Source organism: uncultured Chloroflexus sp., assembly GCF_938091255.1.
Taxonomy (GTDB): domain Bacteria; phylum Chloroflexota; class Chloroflexia; order Chloroflexales; family Chloroflexaceae; genus Chloroflexus.
In genome coordinates, this window is the sequence record NZ_CALLJH010000042.1 from 1 (window position 1) to 18,324 (window position 18,324).

Genomic DNA, 18,324 nt, shown 5'->3' on the forward strand with positions numbered 1-18,324 from the left:
GGGGGCAACAGGGGCAGGGCCGGGGGTGGGAGGATGCGCCCCTTGCCCCCCTCTCTTTTGCGGGGATGGCCCCCTCTCCCCCCTTGCCCCCCTCTCCCACGCGGGGAGAGGGGGCAAGGTCCCGATGGGGGGTGAGATTCATTCCGCCCCTAGCAACCCTTTGGGCGCGGGGGTGCTTCCTCAAGATAAAGTGCAAGAAGACCCTACACCCCCGACCGCGTCACACCATCGCCATCAATGTACGCATACGCCATCCGTGGCGTATTCCACGCCAACCCCACCGCGCCGTCCGGCGTGAGCACAATCACTCCGCCGCGCCCCTCAGGCACCAACTCGCCGAGTAGACTCACACCACGTTCAGCCGCCACTTGTGGGCTAAGCCCCGCTTCAAGCAACTCAACCACTCGCCGAGCCAACGCCACGCGCGTAATCGCTTCGCCCCAACCGGTACAGACCGCCGCCCCCTGTGGGGTCGCGTACAACCCACAACCGATCAGTGGTGTATCGCCAACCCGGCCCGGTAATTTAAACGGCGTGCCGCCGGTCGAATTTGCCGCTACCAGATTGCCGGCCCGGTCGAGCGCAATCGCCCCCACAGTATCGTGGCCGCTCGCGGGAGGCGGTGACACCGCACCTTTAGCCTTCCACTCTAGCCACAACTGCCGCTCACGCTCGACGATCAAGTCATCGTTAGCACAGAACGGCATTCCAACCGCAGCGGCAAACTCCTCTGCCCCAACACCGACTAGCATCGTCGCCGGGCCAGCCAACACATGGCGCGCCAGTGTAATCGGATTGCGAATGCGCCGCAATCCGGCGACCGCGCCATAACGCAGCGTGCGTCCATCCATCAACGCCGCATCAAGTTCAACCATCCCAGCGCTTGTCAACACCGAGCCGGTACCGGCATCGAAGATCGGGTCATCTTCCATTACTCGTACCGCCGCCTCGACCGCATCGAGCGCGTTGCCGCCGGATTGCAAACACTGCCAACCCGCCTCTCGCGCCGCCTCACAGCCAGCGATATGCGCCGCCACTTGATCATCAGGGATTGCCCACGCCCCACCGTGAACGATCAACGCCATCAATGACTCAGTTGCCACTATGCACCTTCCATGAAAAGCCTACGAGTCCGGTTGTTGCCAAGCCGGCATGCGGTATGTTTACCACCGAGAGCGCAGCGGACGCAATACCGTAAAGGCGCCGCACTGATTGGCGGTAAGCCACAGCATCGCGTATGCCCCACCTGAAACCTCTTTGCGCATCTTCGCACATCGTTGCACCTTTGCGTTTCCCCCTTTGCGCGCCTCTGCATCACACAAAATCAAAACCGCCGCCTCAAAGGCGGCGGCTGGCTACTGGTGGAGCCAAGGGGATTCGAACCCCTGACCTCAACACTGCCAGTGTTGCGCTCTTCCAACTGAGCTATGGCCCCGAGAGTGGTGGAGGTGAGGGGATTCGAACCCCTGACCTCGACAGTGCGATTGTCGCGCTCTACCAACTGAGCTACACCCCCGCTCACGCCGTGTTATCTTACCACGAACCGCAGGTGATGTCAAACAAGCATGGTGGAGGGTGTCTGTCACCTAAGCAGTTGGCGAGTTGCTCAGGTCAGGGCGAGTACTATGCTCCTCGCGCTGCTCCACCTCACCATGCGCGCCCACAACTGCTCAGCATCATCCCGGCCCACATCCCATGCGGCGATGGGTAGCCACGCTCCGTCAGCACGTGCATGTGCATCCGCCCAATCGTCTGCGCCGTCCGAGTGTTCGTTTTTGGCACCTCTTCGGATCACTGAATGACACGAAACCCTTCCTAATTCTCATCCAAGCGGCGCACCATATCGCACAGACGCGCTAGGGCCTCACTCCCCTGCCTACGCTGCTGTCCGGGACGCTGCTGCCATAGCTTGTACACCCGTCGCTGGTCTCCATAGCCAGTTCATCAACGGCACGTTGCGTCTGTTCCACCGCACTACGCCATCGCTCAGGCATCTGTTGCCGCAGCTCGTGCAGCCGTCGGCTCACCCAGCGCTGCACGTGACGCCGGCACGCGTGGTGCACCACCCCGCTCTGTGTGGCCACCCCCGCTCGCTGGTCACGTCATCGGTCACCACCACCCAGACGCCTAGCTAAGCGACCAGCGGCTGTCGCCACGCGCTCACTGCCTGCACATTGTGCTCGTCCAGCACTACTACCGCCACCGGCTGCCCATTCCACTCTATCCATCTTTAGCACGCGCGCGGTTCTGGTGTGTTGTCGCCGAACCACTAGCACCGCCTGCTCCGGCCCGTCGCACCATACTGTCAGTCGGCTGAGTTCCCTCCGGAGACGACCAAGGTAGCGCTCCCGCGCATACGTAGTTCCAGCACCCACATCAGTGCCGCTAGCCTGCGCATGCGCCGGGTCTGGTCAGTGCGGTTGACGCCGCTTGGATAATCTGAACCGGAGGCCCGCCGTGTGGGCAGCGGGAGCGATACCCCAAAGGCATTGCTGCGGGCATTCCGTGCGGTGTGGGATCAACGGCGAATAACTGAATCCCACTCGGCGTGGTGTCTCCTCCTTAAGCGCACGGCTACAACCAGCGTACCCCTCAAAAGCGTCGCTTACAAGGACGAGATTACACTAGCAGGGTGTCAGTCACCCCCACTAGGGAGAGAGGGATAGTCCTCTCTCCCCAGCCTCTCCTCCATGCAGGGGGCTAACGCCTTCCCTCAGAGGAGGGCTGTTTGGTAGCTATTCCGTATGTGCGGTGGCGTTGCACGACCGTGCAGCTCTGTGGTATGCGTTGGGTTGGCGCTGACCTACCGATGCACTGCCGGTACGTATAGCAGTTGAACGCCGGGAGGCGGTTGGTCGCCGTACCAAAAACTATCAACCAACGTATCGTGTTCGCCGTCAGGGTTGATCACCGTCACGTCTACCCATCCCGGTGTATGCGACGGGGTCGTGCAATACAGCAGCGTCTCATCAACTGACACGGTGTTCGGGCAGGGGGTATTACCAATCAACACACGCACACCGATCACCTGCTCTGGTCCGACGGTTGTCTGCGGCTCAGGGAAGGCAAAGGGGCGGATGCGCACGTTGTCGAACCGCACATCAAAGCTCGCGATGGTGTCTGGCCCGTAGCTGAAGGAGCCAAGTGTTGGCGTCAGCGTGCTTGTAGTGGCCAGCACCGTGTTCAGATGACCCTCTTCGCGCCAGCTATGAACTGTCTCGCTGGATGGGCGTGAGAGCAACCGGCCAACGGATGCGTAAGAGGGTTGGAAGAACATTGAACGGAATGTACCTGCTCTCATTTGTTTATCCGTGTGATCTGTACGTTTTATGCAAAGAGATTGCTTGGCATGAGGCATATCATGCTCAGCACTAGATACGCTTAAATAAAGGTTTAGGTTTCTTTTGTCATCATCACTGTTCCTGATGTACTCTGTCAATGGTACCGTTCTCTCAATCCCGAGCTGGTTTTCTAGTCCGAAACATACTAAGTACATAGTATGTTCTTTAGTGCTTTCCGCTTGCTCCCACTCCCGCTGTCGGTATGCCTCTACTTCCAGCAGGGGAGAGGAGGCTTACTTATCCTTCCGGAGGGGGGCTGAGTTAGGGGAGGAGAGGGGGTTGGGGATGAGGGCCAGCCTCAAGGTGCCAAACGAGCAGAGGCGCAGAAATTCGTAATGCAAAGGTGCGAAGAGCGCAGAGAGCGCAAAAGGGGGAGAGCTACCGTTCTGGTTGTCATTGCGAGCCGAGCGTCGCTCGGCCCGCCGTGAAGCGAAGCAATCTCTCGCGATGGTAGAATACCACTGCTCACCGGGTAGAAAAGCTGAACATACAATCTTTGGCGTCGTTTCGAGACTCTTTCCCCCTCGGCCCTCTCTAGGGTAACTATTGTGCCCTCACCCCTGTCCTAGCTCGCACTGGAGCAGTGGCGGGGCGCTGCTATGTTCCGCTCAAGGAGTGTCTTTCGCGAAACCAAGGCAAACACCCTCTGCACCGTCGGGTGGGAGAGGGTGTTGGGGGGCAAGGGCTAACTCCCCCACTCATCCCTCGTGTCTGTGCACCTTTGCGTTTGAAGACTTGGCAGACTTTGCGTTGAATCGCTTTGCGCCTCCGCTCCCTTTGTGCCGTGTTGGGAGTCCACAATGCACACTTCACGCCGGTAGTCGAGCGTGAGGCGCTGGAAGCGACTAAGCAGCCGGTTGCCGGCGTTCGCCCGCCCCTGTCGGCCCAAATCGCCGTGGTTTGTCACCGGCACATCCACCTCAACCGCCGGAAACCGAAATGGCCCGATCTGCATCGCCACAGTCATGCCAAGCACAACCGGCGTCGCAGCCGCGAAACCGTGACCGGTTGCTGCTGGCGTGGGATGTTCACCGAGGCCAAGCGTTGCCGCGAGATCAGGACTGAGGGTAAGGGCGCCGTTCGAGCCGGTATCAATCGTGAGTAATACTTCCACTGGATGCGGTGCAATGATCTGCGCGGTTACCGCCGGGAAGTGCTCAAAGAAGCGCAGTGGTAGGGTGGCGCCGTTGGGTCCGGGTGGTGGCGGAGCAAGGTCGGGGTGGCATAGGCGGATGGTATGCTTAGCGTAGTCAATCGTGAGGTTAAGCCGGTGTAGCACATTGTAGCCCAGCACAATGTCTACCGGAAAGGGAGCGTGGCTTAGATCAACTGCCATCGCGTAGAAGTGCCGTAAGGTAAGATCGCCAATCCGCAGCCACGGCAGCACCGTCTCGGTGAAGGGCACGGCATCAGAGGCGGCGTCAGAGCCAAGTGCGAAATCGCCGATGCGTAAGTCGAGACGACGGGCCAGCGCCAGATCAATCGCCGAAGGGTCGGTGCCGGTGTCGATCAAAACCATCAGTGGGCGACCGCCGGGGCCAGCGGCTTGACAGCGCACCACCTGCGGTTGCCAAATCAGCGGCGTCTCGGTCAGACCGCTGGCCGGAAATTCGAGCTGGGTCTGATCGTCAAGCATAGTGTTCCGTGGTTGTGTCGTCGCGGGTAGCGGCGCGGTAGAGTTCGAGCGCGCGCATGCGCTGGGTGGCGTGATCAACGATTGGGGCCGGGTAGTCACGCCCAATTTGCACGCCAGCCCGTATTTGTTCGGCAACCGACAGTTTATGCGGTTCGTGGATGAAGCGGGTTGGTACACGAGCTAGCTCTGGTACGTACCGTCGCACATACGCACCGTCAGGATCGAATTTTTGCCCTTGGTTGACCGGGTTAAAGATACGAAAGTAGGGTTGTGCATCGGTACCGGTACCGGCAGCCCATTGCCAACCTCCGTTATTGGCCGCCGGGTCGCCGTCGATGAGCAGATGCATGAAGTGCTGTTCGCCCCAACGCCAGTCGATCAAGAGGTCTTTGGTAAGGAATGAGGCGACAATCATGCGGGCACGGTTATGCATCCAGCCTTCTTGTTGTAGTTGGCGCATCGCCGCATCAACAATCGGGTAACCGGTTTGGCCCGCTTGCCAAGCGGCAAAGAGGGCTGGATCGTTCTGCCATGCGATCTTATCGTACACCGGTTTGAAACTGCCGCGCAGCGCATGGGGAAAATGGTAGAGCACCTGCACGTAGAAATCGCGCCAGATCAACTCGCCGATCCAACTCTCTGGCCCGGGCCCGGGCGGCGCGGTACGCGCCGCAACCACACATTGGCGTGGTGAGAGAACGCCAAAACGCAGGTAGGGTGAGAGGCGCGAGGTGCCGGCAGCAGCCACGAGGTCGCGCGCGGTGGCGTAATTGGCAATGGTGTGTTGGATGAAGTGTTCGAGGGCGGCGAGGGCTGCGGTTTCGCCAGCAGCAAAGCGGGGCACGCGAGCCGGTGCGTTGGGCAAGAGTGCGGAAAGCGCAGGTAGCGGCTCGCTTGCCGGCAACGGGATGGCGGCAAGCGTGGGTATGCCTTGCACTGCCACCGGCTCACTCTCAAGCCGGGTGCGCCAGCGTTTGGCGTAAGGCGTATAGACGGTGTACGGCTGGCCGGCAGCCGTCACCACCTCGTTCATCTCAAAGATCACCGCGTCCTTGTAGCTCTCGGCCTGATAACCGGCGGCGCGCAGCTCGCGCTTGATCGCTGTATCCCGCTCGACGGCGTAAGGCGTGTAGTCGCGGTTCCACGTCACCCCGCGCGCGCCGCTCTCGCGCAAGAGCGCCATCAAGGTAGGCAATGGCTCACCGCGTCGCAGCACCAGATGCAACCCCAACCCGCGCAACTCGGCGTCAAGTGCAGCGAGGCTGTCGAGTAAGAACTGGGTGCGGGCCGGGCTGGCGAAGCGCCCGCGAATGATCGCGTCGTCAAAGATAAAAACTGGGATCACCGCGCCGCCGGACTGCGCCGCCGCCGCTAGCAGAGCTGTATTGTCGCGCAGGCGCAGATCGCGCCGGAACCAGTGAATAAGCATAGGCTAACAGGATAACGTGCGCTGGATCCATGCAAACTACTCTCATTATACGAGAATTCCTGATCGCTGAGCGACCGTTTGCAATCGGCTTCCAATCGCGTTTATCCGTGTCCCATGCACCCGCTGCAATCAATGGTATAATCAGCCCAGATACGTACACCTGTGCGACAACGTGGCGAAAGGATGGGCATGAGCGCTGAGCGGCTGGTAAATCCTCATTCTGACAGCGACGACCAGCAAGTCGAGAAGAGCCTGCGCCCGCGCACCCTGAGCGAGTTTATCGGCCAAGAGAAGGTCGTCGAGCAGTTGCGGATCGCGATTGCCGCCGCTCGTGGCCGTAACGAGGCGCTCGATCATACCCTCTTCTACGGGCCGCCGGGGTTGGGTAAAACTTCGCTGGCCAATGTGGTTGCTAACGAGATGGGGGCCAAGATCAAAATCACGAGTGGGCCGGCGATCGAGCGGGCCGGCGATTTGGCGGCGATCTTGACTAACTTGCAGGCCAACGATGTACTGTTTATCGATGAAGTGCATCGTTTGAACCGTGTGGTCGAAGAAGTGCTCTACCCGGCGATGGAGGATTTCGCCCTCGATTTGGTGGTGGGTAAGGGGCCGGGTGCACGTAGTCTGCGCCTCACTTTGCCCCGCTTCACCGTCATTGGCGCGACCACCCGGTTGGCTTTGCTGACTTCGCCGCTGCGTGACCGTTTTGGTTCAGTTCACCGGCTCGTGTTCTATTCAGACGACGCAATGGCCGAGATTGTCAATCGCTCGGCGCGGATTTTAGGGGTGCCGATTAGTGCCGAGGGCGCCCGCGAGATTGGCCGGCGGGCACGTGGGACGCCGCGTATCGCTAACCGGATTTTACGCCGGGTGCGCGATTATGCACAGGTGGTGGCCAGCGGTGTAATTACGCTTGAGGTGGCGCGCGCGGCACTTGCCCAGCTTGAGATTGACGAGTTGGGGTTAGACGAGAATGACCGCCGACTGTTGCGCGCTATTATCGAGCTGTTCAACGGTGGGCCGGTCGGCCTAAGCACGCTGGCAGCGGCGCTGGCCGAAGAGGTTGACGCCATCGAAGACGTATACGAGCCATTCTTGTTACAGCTCGGCTTCTTGCAGCGCACGCCGCGCGGGCGCGTTGCCACCCGTCGCGCCTACGAACATCTCGGTGTGCCATACCCTGAACGTGCGCTGCCGCCCGATGATGACAACGGGCCGCAGCAGGGAACGTTGTTCTGATATGGCTTGCCTATCAATTGCGATCATCGCCCGCGATGAAGCGCGTCACATCGCCGGTTGTCTGCGCAGTATCGCCGGTCTCAGCGACGACGTGGTGGTCATTGTCGATGCGCAGACCCGCGATGCGACCGCGACCATCGCTGCCGAGCACGGCGCGCAGGTGCTGATTGAGCCGTGGCGCGGTTTTAGCGCCCAACGCAACTTCGCCCTCCAACGCTGTCGTGGCGACTGGGTGCTCTTCATCGACGCCGATGAGCGGCTGACACCAGAGCTGTTTGTCGAGCTGGCGACGTTGCTGCGGCACGGCCCGCCGGCGCACATTGCCGGCTATCGGATTCCGCGTTACAACCTCTTCTTTGGCCAACGCCTGCGGGGTGGCGGTTGGTACCCTGACTACCAACTGCGCCTGCTCCGTCGCGACGCCGCCCGCTACGATGAGGGGGTTGCCGTTCATGAGGTGGCAAGCCTGCAAGGGGCAACTGCTGATCTGCAAGGCCATCTGCTTCATCTCAACATCGAGCGGCTTGATGAGTTGTGGCAGAAGCAGGCGCGCTACGCCTTCGCCGAGGCCATCATGCTCTATCGGTCGGGAAGGCGTATGCGGTGGCGTAACTTAATCGGCGCGCCGGCGCGTGAGTTTACCCGCCGCTATGTTCAGCTTGGCGGCTGGCGCGATGGTTGGCTGGGGTTGTTCCTCTGCGCGACGCTGGCGTGGCACGAGGTGGTGAAGTTCTGTATGCTGCGCGGGTTGCAGGAGCATCAAAGCGCTGAAACGTAACGGGTCGAGAATAGAGGTAAAGACGAGCAGATTCGCAACCTGTTTCGGATCGCCAGACGGTATCAACAGCTTGGCGCCTCCGCGACTTTGCGTGTTATAGCCAACGAGGGATACGGTTATGAACCCGATTGCTGATGCGTTAGCGCAGCACCCGTTGCTGATTCTCGACGGTGCGCTGGCAACCGAACTCGAACGGCGCGGTTGCGATCTGGCCGATCCGCTTTGGTCGGCGAAAGTGTTGATCGAGAACCCAGCCTTGATCCAAGCCGTGCATGCCGATTATTTCGTCGCCGGCGCTGATGTGGCGATTACGGCTAGCTATCAGGCGACAATCCCCGGCTTTATGGCGCGTGGCCTGAGTGAGGCTGAGGCGATAGCCCTCTTGCAGCGGTCGGTGGAGCTGGCCCGCGCCGCTCGCGACGCCTTCTGGGCCGAACCGGCCAACCGGGTGGGGCGTATCCGCCCGCTGGTAGCGGCGTCGATCGGCCCGTATGGCGCGTATCTGCACGATGGTTCAGAATACCGCGGCAACTATGGGCTATCAATTGCCGAACTGATCGACTTTCATCGTCCGCGGATGGCGGCACTAGCTAACGCTGAACCCGATCTCTTCGCCTGCGAGACGATCCCCTGCGGTGAAGAAGCACGGGCGTTGGTCGCACTGCTGCCTGAGTTTCCCCATCTGACTGCGTGGATCAGCTTTAGTGCGCGTGATGGCAGCCATACTGCGCAAGGCGAGCCAATCGCCGACGTTACCTCCGAGATTGCCCCTCATCCGCAGGTGGCTGCGATTGGGGTTAATTGCACCGCACCGCGTTTTCTGCCTGACCTGATCCGTGCTATGCGTGCTGTCACTGACAAACCGATTGTGGTCTACCCCAATTCGGGTGAGGTCTATGATCCGGTTGGGCAGTGCTGGATCGGTGCCGGCGAGATTGACGATTTTGCTGACCAAGCGCGCCTATGGTACACCGCCGGAGCGCGACTAATCGGCGGTTGTTGCCGTACAACCCCCGACCACATTCGGGCATTGGCAGCATGGGTCGTGCGTGAGGTGTTGCATGGTTGAGACATGGCCGTTCGATCCGTTTGTTATCCCCACGCCGCCGGTGTTGCGGGTTGGTGCGTACCCGCTGCACGGCGCACCGGTGTTTCATGTCGATCCTGCCCACTATCACGCCGAGTTGATGCTGAAGCAGGCATTGTTGCAAGCCGATCATCGCTATTATGTGCAAGCGTATCCAGACAGTCTGTCGGCGCAGTGGGAACTACTGGAATGGGGTGTGGCTGAATTGGCGCGCAGTTATCCGCACTGGTTCGTTGTGCGACGCAACGGTAACGAGGTGTACTGGGAGAACCGACTCCTTGGGCAGACGGCGACGATCCGGCTCGGTGGTGATCTTGGACTTTGGCCAATCGATTGGCTTGGCCGACAGGTGCAAGAAGATCTCTTGCTGATTGCGGTTGATGAGGCCGCTGGCCATCCGCTGATTGCCGGTCAGCTCTGTTTCCCCAATCGTTGGTGTTTGGACGAGAAGATGGGGTTACCTCTTGCCGCAATTCATGGGCCAGTGCCGGGATTTCGCGAGCACATAGCGCATTCGACCAATCAGTTGGTGGCCCGCTTGCAGCCGGCGCGCCCGGTTTGGCGGCGTAACTGGTCATTAGTTGTGGTACCAGATCTCGATCTCTCGCCGCGGCTTGGCCTGCTCGATCGCGAAAAGGCGGCCATTACCGCCGAAAACGCTGGCGAGCGCGTCTTTTATCGGGTCGAACGGCAGACACTGGTACGTCTTGACCGTCACTCGGCATTGTTATTTACAGTTCGTACCTATATTGCTCCGTTAGCGCGGCTGGCTGCCGATCCGAAGTGGGCAGCAGCGCTGGCACATCTGTTATCTGAGCTAGAGCCGGCAATGCTTGAGTACAAAGGCGTGAAACCCTACCTGCAACCGTTGTTGGCGTATCTACACCACAAGATAGAACATTGACCGTCGTGCTATGCTCATGCCGCATTCCTATTGGTATGCGTAGAGATATGCTATCATAAGGCAAACGCAGCGTTAAGGGAGGGATAACACATGAGCGAAGAGCAAGAGCGGCGTGTGGCTAACGCTGAGCGTCGGTCAGGTGTCATGCCGCGCCAACGCGAAACGCCGCGTACCGAACGACTAGATCCAACTGCCGCTAACCCGCGTTGGCGTCCGCCAAGCACGTCGCATGTGCGAGATACAACTCTCACCGTCAGTAATCTCTGGCAGGTGTTTCCGCGCTGGTTACAAGAGCGTGGCTGGATCTATTTAATTACTTTCTTAGTCATCATTTTGTTCATTTTTGTGTTAACCCTCTGGCTGTTGCGTAGTGATCGACGTGAGATGTCGTTAGGCGCACCGCAACCAACGGTAGTGACATTGCCGACCGGAGAGGCAAATCTGTTGTTGGGTAGCGAAGGTGTCGACACGGCGCCGCAATCCGTGCCGACGCCGGCGCCGCGTTTCTTTGTGGTGGTCAATACCGGTGGGCAAGGCCTCTTCTTGCGTCCGCAGCCGAACCGAAATAACCAGCCGATTACGACCCTGCCTGATGGGACGCGACTCGAGCAGATTGGTGATGATGTACCCGGCGAAGACCGCCTCTGGCGACCAGTACGCACACCTGATGGGCTAGAAGGGTATGTGGCGGTTGATTTTCTTGCCCCAGACCGGTAGGAACAGCCTTCTACTGCTTGTGTGTAGCAACCAAGTCAGGCGCGGTTATCGATAGGAAGAGATCAACCAAATTGGGATCGAAATGCTTGCCAGCCTGCTCACGAATGTACTGACAAGCTTGTTCGCGCGTCCACGCTCTGCGATACGGACGATCATTGGTTAACGCATCCCACACATCGACGAGCGCGAAAATTCGCGCCGCCAGCGGAATCTGCTCGCCGCGCAAACCGCGCGGGTAACCGGTGCCGTCCCATTTCTCGTGATGGCAGTACGGGATATCGATCGCCGGACGCAGATAGGCAATCGGCGAGAGTAACTCGTAGGCATATGTCGTATGGCGGCGCATAATCTCCCATTCCGCTTCGGTCAGCGGGCCGGGTTTATGCAAAATAGAATCGGGTACGCCAATCTTGCCAATATCGTGCAGCATCGCGCCGCGCCACATGTTGATCTGCTCTTCAGGAGGAATGTTCAGCGCCTTGGCAATCGTGATGGTCGCCTGCGCGACTCGTTGTGAGTGGCCTTCGGTCTCTTTGTCGCGTAAATCGAGTGCGCGCGACCAGCCGATCAGGGTTTGGTCATACGCTTCAGCGATTGCCTGTGCCGCTTGCTTGGCTTGCTCGGTAAGCTGGCGCTCGTGTGCTGCTGCCCGTTCGCGCTCCTCAATCAACCGGCGATAGCGGTTGATACGCTGCATGGTGCGCACCCGCAAGCGCAACTCGCTCAGCTCAACCGGTTTCGAGAGGAATTCATCGGCGCCGGCTTTCACCCCTTCCAAACGTGAGGCACGATCGTCAAGCGCGGTAATCATAATGATCGGCACCTCGGCGGTTTGCGGATCGTCACGCAACATCCGGCAGACCGAAAACCCATCAAGATCAGGCATCATCACGTCGAGCAGGATGAGATCAGGCAGAGCTTCATGGGCGGCAGCAATGCCACTGAGACCAGAAGCGGCGGTACGTACCACACACCGTTCGCGTTTGAGGAGATCGCTGAGAATATCACGAACATTCGGGTCATCATCAATGACGAGTACGCTGTATGGGTGGTTTTGCATATTGATCGGGCTTTCCGGTGCGTTTCACCATCCGCACTGCTGTATTCTATCATAGGATGATGCTGGGCGCAGGAACTATGCGCTTGACCGTTCCTCTGGTGAGGGCTATGATTCGGTTGTAGTATGAACATCGTCTGGATTATGATCAATGCGGTTGGCGGCAAGGCTCCTGGTTGCGCATCATAAGCTAATGATAGTTCGTTTATGATGCAGATCGCTTATTAGTCTTACTTCGTTATGATTACCATTGCATTACCATCTGTTTGATCGGGAAATGTTTTACCGCAATTAACAAGGGTATAACGCGATCGGATAGACAAGGAGCCGCGCTATGACTGAAGCTAGTGACGAGTCTCGCCCAGTAGTGCTCATTGTCGATGACGATCCGAATGTGACCAGTTCACTGGCCCGTTCATTGCGCGATCGCTTCACGGTCTTCACAGCAACCGATGCTGAGACAGCCTTGCAGATTCTTAAGCAGCAGCCTGTTGCCGTGATTCTCACCGATCAGCGGATGCCCGCAATGTCAGGCGTCGAGTTGCTAGCACGGGCGCGGGAATTGCAACCTGATGCGCGCGGTTTTATTATCTCAGGCTACACCGATCCGGCGGCGCTGGCCGCAGCCCTTAATCTCGGTTCGGTGCATGGCTTTATGACCAAGCCGTGGGATATTGCTGCCCTGCGCCGGAAGCTTGAGCAGTTAGCGCAAGAGTATCAGACGGCGGTAAACGAGCGGCGCGCTGTCCGCGAAGCGCAGGCGCAGATGGCGATGTTGCGCCAGATGCTTGACCAATTGCAAACCGATTACCTGACAACGCTCGAGTTGGTCAGTTGGGAGAGCGAGGTCCCACCGATTAGCACCTCCTCGATTGGCAGTCCACTGGCGCAGAGTGCGCCGGAGACGTTCGACGATTTGGTGGCCGCTTATCGCAGTCTGCTTGATTTGGCTGCCGAGCAGCGGGGTTTGTACGATCAACGTTCAATGCCTGACCGGTTGCGGGTCTTGAGCGAGCGGCTAGGTTTGTTGTGGGCTGGCCCACGTGATCTGATCGAAATTCACACCCAAGCCCTGCGCCAGCTTTGCCGCGGCCAAACGCCGCAGCGGATCGCGGTGTATATGGAAGAGGGTCGGCTGATGTTGCTCGAATTAATGGGCCATTTAGTCAATTTCTACCGCATCCGGTTGGCCGCGCAGAGCCATGAATGATCGGTTGCCAGTAACCATAACGCAAGCGCCGTATGCTGCTTTCTTGTTGGAACCAAACGGGCGGATCGCCGACTGCAATGCAGCCGCAGCGGCGCTGTTCGGGATGGTGCCTGCCGAACTGTGCGGGCGGCAATTTGTCTCGTTGCTCGATCCGTTCAGTATCGCTAAAGCGCAAACTATGCTCGCGCAGACGATCCGAGCTGGCGGGTTGCAGCACTGGGAACTCGTTCACCGGCGTGGCGGCGCTGCGCCGCTGTTGCTTGGCTATACCACATGGCCAATTCGTGACGCGCAAGGGGCGGTCATCGGTATTATCGCGCTCGGTCTCGATCTTGGGCCGACAGTGACGCTGACCGCTCAGCTCGCTGAAACGAATCAGCGACTCGAGGCGGCCCTGAAGCAACTGGAACGCGCTCACACCGATCTGAAAGCGGCCCAAACCCAACTGGTGCAATCTGAAAAGATGCGTTCGCTTGGCCAGTTAGTGGCTGGCGTTGCGCACGAGATCAATACGCCGTTGGGCTATGTTGCGAACAACCTTGCGTTTCTGGCCGAACGGTTGCCCGCGCTGCGCACTGCTCCCACCGATGAGCTTGGCTGGCGCGATGTGGCCGATGCCATCCATGAAAGCCAGATCGGGATCGAGCGCATTGCCGCGATCGTGCGCGCCTTGCGCGCGTTTGCGCGCCCCGACGAAGCGCAGCTCGTTCCGGCTGATATTAACGAAGGTCTCGCCAGTACGGTGCGTATGGTGCGCGCCGTGAGCGGGCCGCGGATCGTGATTCGCGAAGAGTATGGTGATGTGCCGCCGTTGCTCTGCCATCCCGGTGAACTGAATCAGGTCTTTCTCAATCTGCTTATGAACGCTGTCCATGCCTGCCGCAGTGCCGGTACGGTGACGGCGCAGACGGCAAGTGATGGCGTTTCCATCACGGTGACAATCAGCGATACCGGTATTGGTATGGATGCGGCAACCGTAGCTCGGCTCGGCGAGCCGTTCTTTACCACGTGGCCGGATGGTCATGGCACTGGCTTGGGGTTGGCTATCTCGCGCGAGATTGTGGCACGTCACGGCGGGCAACTGCATTTTCAGAGCGAGCCGGGCCGTGGCACGACGGTTGAGGTTGTGTTGCCGCTGACACGCGGAGATACCTAAACGCCGAGGCACAAACGGTGGTTGTTGGAAAACGAGCGATGATATCTTGTCACAACAAGGTAGATGGCTCGCTTGAGATACTCTTTACCAACCATCCCTTTGCGCCTTGGCGTCTTTGCGTTGGCGGTTCTTTGCCCCTACGCTACCGCCACCTTCTCGCGCACCAACTGCTCACTGAATTCCCACAACTTACGGGCCAGTGCTGCATCTTGCGCGCGCGCCGAGGTCTTGGCCGGTTTTTTCCGCACGAAGTACAACCCGCTCACCCCCTCCACTTCCGGCGACGAGGCGAGATAAATCGATGTAGCTGCGCCTTGTTCGGGCGTGAGCATAAACGGGCGGGCTAAGCGGAAGAAGAAGGCAAATGCACCACGGGAGTCGGCGGCGAAGTTCGTAGCAACGGCTCCCGGGTGTAGGCTATTCGCGGTAACGCCGGTGCCTTGTAGCCGACGCGCCAGTTCGTTGGTAAAGAGAATGTTGCACAATTTCGAGTCGCCGTATGCTTGCGAGATATTCCCGCGTTGCGGCGAGGCGATCTGCGGAATTTTTACGTTACCGGCGACGTGCGCATACGATGAGACATTGACAATGCGGGCCGGCGCGCTCGCGATGATTCGTTCCAACAGTAGGTTGGTGAGCAAGAACGGCGCGAGATGGTTGACGGCAAAGGTGAGTTCGTAGCCGTCGGCGCTGGCTAGCGGTTCGGAGACGAACAGGCCGGCATTGTTGACCAAGACATCAATTCGCGGGCAGCGGTCGAGCAGCTCGCTAGCTGCACGGCGCACCGAAGCCAGCGAGGCGAAATCGGCCAGCACCAGTTCTGGCGGCGGTGCGTTTGGCACTTCTTTCATAATTTGTTGGCGCGCCGCTTCGCCTTTGCTCTGCGAACGGCATACCATCATCACCCGTGCCCCCATCTTGGCCAGCTCACGTGCGGTAACGAACCCGATTCCTGAATTAGCGCCGGTGACGATCACCGTTTTGCCTTGCATAGGTGTGCCTCCTTATGATGATGCAAAGGAACGGCTGGTAAAGCCGTAGCTTGCGCATGTGGATTTGACAACGCGAGCACTCACAAGAATGCCCCGGCTACTGTTCCGGGGCATCACATGTGATAACGCACTACGCTTTGTACTATACCATGCGTTAGATAAGGTTTCCAACTGACCTGTCACGCAGATTGAACCCTCATTCCTCCTCGCTCAAATGCGCGGAGTCGATCAATAGTGGCCTGCTCCTCCGATGGGCATTCGGTCGCGAACCATGCATCGAGTATCTCGCGCACCAATTCGGGGGTTGTCAGACGGAGGCTTAATGCCAGCACATTAGCATCGTTCCACTTGCGTGCTCCGGCTGCTGTCTGTGCATCGTGACACAGTGCGGCGCGGATGCCGGGCACTTTGTTAGCGGCAATGCTCACGCCGGTGCCGGTGTAGCAACAGACGATGCCTTGATCGGCCTGTCCTGAGGCCACCGCCTCCCCGACTGCTCGTCCGACATCGGGCCACTGATCATCAGTGCCAATGAGCGGCCCAAACAATAGTACCTCGTGCCCACGCCGTTCGAGGTCGGCGATCAAGGCATCGGTGAGATAGTTCTTTTCATCGCTGCCTACCGCAATTCGCATAGCTCCTCCTTATGCTTGGTCGTCAGGTATGGCTTGCCCATCAATCTTGTCAGAGGTGGGACCGGTATGGATAACCACACTCCCGTGTTCACCGATTGCCTGCGGGGCGCGCAAGTGGAACAGGTGCGGATATTGGTCGAGCATACGGGTAGCATTAGCGAGAACGCGCAACGCTGCCTGCTCGCCACATGCGCGATCGAGCGCAGCAGAATGGCAATGATGAGCAGCGCGGTAACGATGATGAGCAGTGGGCTACCCTGTTCGGCCATAATCTTGCTCTTGTTGCACTCGACAGAGGCATCGTTGGTCGGTCAACCCTGTGCGCACAGTTCTTGCCTCTTTCCTAACCCTGCTTTTGTTCGACGTGAGAGGACAGAAATGCTACCTGTCAAGTTGGTGTGACACCGGCACGCTGGCGGAGGTCTGACCTGCATAGCCGTTGCGTCGGGCCGGCAGGCGCTGCCACGCCGACCGGTGGTGGGGATTGGAACCCCAAGGCTCTGCCGATGCAGCCGACCGCCGATCGCTCTCACCTACGGATCAAGTTTGGCAGACTGCACCGGTACAGAATTATTGTACTCCATACTGATCGATTTTTGCGCGCAGACGAGTAGCAAGGCGGGGGCTAGCAATGCCAAGGGTGGCGAGGATGAACTCGCTTTCGGCCCGATACATTGCGACACGTTCTGCTGACCAATGCGCTGGGGGTGGTGTAGAGAGGTTGCTAATGCGGTCGGCAAGCTTGACCAGCCACACTTCAGGTGGCTGCGTTTGAATACGGCGCAGACTATCTGCCATACGCTGCTCTGAAGGTAACGAAGGGTCTTTGGTCAAGGCACGTACACCGGCAGTGATAGTTGGCCCGAACTGCCTTGCCAGTGTTGCCTCATCAATGCTCGTATCTTCGAGCACATCGTGGAGCAGCGCACAGCACAGAGCAAGCTCGTGATCGTAACCCGGCTCGATGGCAAGTGTCGTCGCAACTTCCAGTGCCACATCACAAAGGTGAACGAGATACGGTATGTCACTGCCGGGGCGGAGTTGGCCGTTATGTGCTCTGGCAGCGAAGAGGAGCGCTCCTTGAATGAGGTCAGTTGTTTCCATACAAGTGAGTTTAGGGGCGTGTTACTGCCATGCCTCGTGCGACCAATAGGATCAAGGATGTATACCTTCAAAGCGATGGCAGACGCACCTTGCCATTACGGGTTCGCGCTACCCTTCCGTCTCCGCCGGTTGTGGTTCGCGCTCCTTGGTGATGTCGCGCAGCGTACTCAGATCGCGGATCCGTTCGGTGAAGAGAATACCGTTCAGATGGTCAACCTCGTGCTGAATAGCCCATCCCAACAGTCCATCAGCCCGGCGTAGCCGGTGATGCTTACCGCTCAGATCCTGAAACTCGACTGTGACCCATGTCTGGCGCGGAACCATTCCATACCAGCCGGGTAAACTGAGGCAGCCTTCATCGCGCATCACTTCTTCGTCGCTCAGCTTCACAATACGCGGATTGATCAGCACATACGGTTCAGCAGGTGCGACTTCCACCACGCTCCCGTCGGGGCGCTCTTCGTATTCAGCGGGGATTTCAATAATGCAGAGCTGGATCGGAATGCCAACTTGCGGCGCAGCCAGCCCAACTCCATTGGCCGCATGCATCGTCTCGAACATATCGGCCACTAACTGCTTGAGATTGCGGTCTGGTAACTTGACCGGGCGGCACTGCATCTTGAGAATCTTGCGATCCTCGGCGTCATCAATGCGGAGAATGCGTCGAATAGCCATAGAACATTTCTATCCTTGCCCGCAGGCGTTTAATGCGGTTACTCTTTCTATTCTACGACAGCGCAGCGTGTAGGGCAAATGGTGAATGGTCCTCATCGCGGATACAACAGATGACAGTCAGCTGGAAGATGACTAGCACCCACCCTGCTAGTGGATTGACAGGGGCGGAATGAATGCCGCCCTCCATCGGGCCATCTCCCTTCTCCCCGTGTGAGAGAGGGGACAACGGGCGCAACCCCCCACCCTCGGCCCCTCCCCCTGTCGCTCCCACCTCCGGCCCTGCCCCTGTTGCCCCCACCCCCAGCCCTGCCCCTGTTGCCCCCACCCCCAGCCCCTCCCCCACAAGGGGGGAGGGGAGCAT

At 59.0% G+C, this 18,324-nt stretch carries 17 protein-coding genes and 2 tRNA genes; 7 read left to right on the forward strand and 12 right to left on the reverse strand.

The genetic code is table 11. The annotated features are described in order from the left end of the window. Nucleotides 1–203: 203 nt before the first annotated feature. The 6 genes from Q1A00_RS14520 to Q1A00_RS14545 form a co-directional block, all read right to left on the reverse strand. The gene (locus Q1A00_RS14520; RefSeq protein WP_366144862.1) at nt 204–1,085 is read right to left on the reverse strand and encodes an isoaspartyl peptidase/L-asparaginase; all 882 of its coding nucleotides are present in this window, start codon (nt 1,083–1,085) and stop codon (nt 204–206) included. 274 nt (nt 1,086–1,359) lie between these two features. Then, a tRNA-Ala gene (locus Q1A00_RS14525) sits at nt 1,360–1,435 on the reverse strand. A gap of 5 nt (nt 1,436–1,440) precedes the next feature. After that, nucleotides 1,441–1,516 (reverse strand) — tRNA-Ala (locus tag Q1A00_RS14530). Nucleotides 1,517–2,803: 1,287 nt separating this feature from the next. Then, nucleotides 2,804–3,301: an IPT/TIG domain-containing protein gene (locus tag Q1A00_RS14535; protein ID WP_299757497.1), complete on the reverse strand. Its 498-nt coding sequence runs from the start codon at nt 3,299–3,301 to the stop codon at nt 2,804–2,806. Between the two features lie 725 nt (nt 3,302–4,026). Continuing rightward, on the reverse strand, nt 4,027–4,977 hold the full coding sequence (locus Q1A00_RS14540) for an aspartyl protease family protein (RefSeq protein ID WP_298406294.1): 951 nt from the start codon (nt 4,975–4,977) through the stop codon (nt 4,027–4,029). Then, complete coding sequence (locus Q1A00_RS14545) at nt 4,970–6,406, reverse strand: deoxyribodipyrimidine photo-lyase (RefSeq protein ID WP_298406296.1); 1,437 nt, start codon at nt 6,404–6,406, stop codon at nt 4,970–4,972. Before Q1A00_RS14545 ends, Q1A00_RS14540 begins: the two co-directional genes overlap by 8 nt. 189 nt (nt 6,407–6,595) lie before the next feature. On the opposite strand from Q1A00_RS14545, the gene ruvB reads away from it, so the two are divergent. The 5 genes from ruvB (at nt 6,596) to Q1A00_RS14570 (ending at nt 11,134) form a co-directional block, all read left to right on the forward strand. Then, nucleotides 6,596–7,648, forward strand: a complete 1,053-nt coding sequence (gene ruvB, locus Q1A00_RS14550) for a Holliday junction branch migration DNA helicase RuvB (protein ID WP_298406298.1) — start codon at nt 6,596–6,598, stop codon at nt 7,646–7,648. 1 nt (nt 7,649) lies between these two features. After that, complete coding sequence (locus Q1A00_RS14555; RefSeq protein ID WP_298406300.1) at nt 7,650–8,426, forward strand: glycosyltransferase family 2 protein; 777 nt, start codon at nt 7,650–7,652, stop codon at nt 8,424–8,426. A gap of 118 nt (nt 8,427–8,544) precedes the next feature. Beyond that, nucleotides 8,545–9,495: a homocysteine S-methyltransferase gene (mmuM, locus tag Q1A00_RS14560; protein WP_298406302.1), complete on the forward strand. Its 951-nt coding sequence runs from the start codon at nt 8,545–8,547 to the stop codon at nt 9,493–9,495. Continuing rightward, nucleotides 9,488–10,417: a DUF3445 domain-containing protein gene (locus Q1A00_RS14565; protein WP_298406304.1), complete on the forward strand. Its 930-nt coding sequence runs from the start codon at nt 9,488–9,490 to the stop codon at nt 10,415–10,417. The genes mmuM and Q1A00_RS14565 overlap by 8 nt, the downstream gene beginning before the upstream one ends. A gap of 90 nt (nt 10,418–10,507) precedes the next feature. After that, nucleotides 10,508–11,134, forward strand: coding sequence for an SH3 domain-containing protein (locus Q1A00_RS14570; RefSeq protein ID WP_298406306.1), 627 nt, complete (start codon nt 10,508–10,510; stop codon nt 11,132–11,134). Nucleotides 11,135–11,144: 10 nt separating this feature from the next. Here the strand turns inward: Q1A00_RS14570 and Q1A00_RS14575 are convergent, their stop codons facing one another. Beyond that, nucleotides 11,145–12,194, reverse strand: a complete 1,050-nt coding sequence (locus Q1A00_RS14575; protein WP_298482640.1) for an HD domain-containing phosphohydrolase — start codon at nt 12,192–12,194, stop codon at nt 11,145–11,147. A gap of 331 nt (nt 12,195–12,525) precedes the next feature. Between Q1A00_RS14575 and Q1A00_RS14580 the strand changes: the two genes are divergently transcribed. Both Q1A00_RS14580 and Q1A00_RS14585 read left to right on the forward strand, forming a co-directional pair. After that, the gene (locus Q1A00_RS14580; RefSeq protein ID WP_298406310.1) at nt 12,526–13,401 is read left to right on the forward strand and encodes a response regulator; all 876 of its coding nucleotides are present in this window, start codon (nt 12,526–12,528) and stop codon (nt 13,399–13,401) included. Continuing rightward, nucleotides 13,394–14,557 (forward strand): ATP-binding protein, encoded by a 1,164-nt coding sequence (locus Q1A00_RS14585; RefSeq protein ID WP_298406311.1) that lies wholly within the window; start codon nt 13,394–13,396, stop codon nt 14,555–14,557. Before Q1A00_RS14580 ends, Q1A00_RS14585 begins: the two co-directional genes overlap by 8 nt. Before the next feature lie 137 nt (nt 14,558–14,694). On the opposite strand, the gene Q1A00_RS14590 is transcribed toward Q1A00_RS14585, so the two are convergent. The 5 genes from Q1A00_RS14590 to def all read right to left on the reverse strand — a co-directional run bounded on the left by Q1A00_RS14590 (nt 14,695) and on the right by def (nt 17,963). Continuing rightward, the gene (locus tag Q1A00_RS14590; RefSeq protein WP_298406312.1) at nt 14,695–15,549 is read right to left on the reverse strand and encodes an SDR family oxidoreductase; all 855 of its coding nucleotides are present in this window, start codon (nt 15,547–15,549) and stop codon (nt 14,695–14,697) included. 179 nt (nt 15,550–15,728) lie between these two features. Beyond that, nucleotides 15,729–16,184, reverse strand: coding sequence for an RpiB/LacA/LacB family sugar-phosphate isomerase (locus tag Q1A00_RS14595; RefSeq protein ID WP_298406313.1), 456 nt, complete (start codon nt 16,182–16,184; stop codon nt 15,729–15,731). A gap of 9 nt (nt 16,185–16,193) precedes the next feature. Then, nucleotides 16,194–16,355, reverse strand: a complete 162-nt coding sequence (locus Q1A00_RS14600) for a hypothetical protein (protein ID WP_298406314.1) — start codon at nt 16,353–16,355, stop codon at nt 16,194–16,196. Between the two features lie 399 nt (nt 16,356–16,754). Beyond that, the gene (locus Q1A00_RS14605) at nt 16,755–17,288 is read right to left on the reverse strand and encodes an HD domain-containing protein (protein ID WP_298406315.1); all 534 of its coding nucleotides are present in this window, start codon (nt 17,286–17,288) and stop codon (nt 16,755–16,757) included. A 108-nt stretch (nt 17,289–17,396) separates the two neighbouring features. Then, nucleotides 17,397–17,963 (reverse strand): peptide deformylase, encoded by a 567-nt coding sequence (gene def, locus Q1A00_RS14610; protein WP_298406316.1) that lies wholly within the window; start codon nt 17,961–17,963, stop codon nt 17,397–17,399. Nucleotides 17,964–18,324: the final 361 nt, after the last annotated feature.

What these genes read in the sequence shown, in the direction of transcription:
- Q1A00_RS14520 (WP_366144862.1), bottom strand. Translation starts at nt 1,085, where the DNA reads ATGGCGTTGATCGTTCACGGTGGGGCGTGGGCAATCCCTGATGATCAA.
- Q1A00_RS14535 (WP_299757497.1), bottom strand. Translation starts at nt 3,301, where the DNA reads ATGAGAGCAGGTACATTCCGTTCAATGTTCTTCCAACCCTCTTACGCA.
- Q1A00_RS14540 (WP_298406294.1), bottom strand. Translation starts at nt 4,977, where the DNA reads ATGCTTGACGATCAGACCCAGCTCGAATTTCCGGCCAGCGGTCTGACC.
- Q1A00_RS14545 (WP_298406296.1), bottom strand. Translation starts at nt 6,406, where the DNA reads ATGCTTATTCACTGGTTCCGGCGCGATCTGCGCCTGCGCGACAATACA.
- ruvB (WP_298406298.1), top strand. Translation starts at nt 6,596, where the DNA reads ATGAGCGCTGAGCGGCTGGTAAATCCTCATTCTGACAGCGACGACCAG.
- Q1A00_RS14555 (WP_298406300.1), top strand. Translation starts at nt 7,650, where the DNA reads ATGGCTTGCCTATCAATTGCGATCATCGCCCGCGATGAAGCGCGTCAC.
- mmuM (WP_298406302.1), top strand. Translation starts at nt 8,545, where the DNA reads ATGAACCCGATTGCTGATGCGTTAGCGCAGCACCCGTTGCTGATTCTC.
- Q1A00_RS14565 (WP_298406304.1), top strand. Translation starts at nt 9,488, where the DNA reads ATGGTTGAGACATGGCCGTTCGATCCGTTTGTTATCCCCACGCCGCCG.
- Q1A00_RS14570 (WP_298406306.1), top strand. Translation starts at nt 10,508, where the DNA reads ATGAGCGAAGAGCAAGAGCGGCGTGTGGCTAACGCTGAGCGTCGGTCA.
- Q1A00_RS14575 (WP_298482640.1), bottom strand. Translation starts at nt 12,194, where the DNA reads ATGCAAAACCACCCATACAGCGTACTCGTCATTGATGATGACCCGAAT.
- Q1A00_RS14580 (WP_298406310.1), top strand. Translation starts at nt 12,526, where the DNA reads ATGACTGAAGCTAGTGACGAGTCTCGCCCAGTAGTGCTCATTGTCGAT.
- Q1A00_RS14585 (WP_298406311.1), top strand. Translation starts at nt 13,394, where the DNA reads ATGAATGATCGGTTGCCAGTAACCATAACGCAAGCGCCGTATGCTGCT.
- Q1A00_RS14590 (WP_298406312.1), bottom strand. Translation starts at nt 15,549, where the DNA reads ATGCAAGGCAAAACGGTGATCGTCACCGGCGCTAATTCAGGAATCGGG.
- Q1A00_RS14595 (WP_298406313.1), bottom strand. Translation starts at nt 16,184, where the DNA reads ATGCGAATTGCGGTAGGCAGCGATGAAAAGAACTATCTCACCGATGCC.
- Q1A00_RS14605 (WP_298406315.1), bottom strand. Translation starts at nt 17,288, where the DNA reads ATGGAAACAACTGACCTCATTCAAGGAGCGCTCCTCTTCGCTGCCAGA.
- def (WP_298406316.1), bottom strand. Translation starts at nt 17,963, where the DNA reads ATGGCTATTCGACGCATTCTCCGCATTGATGACGCCGAGGATCGCAAG.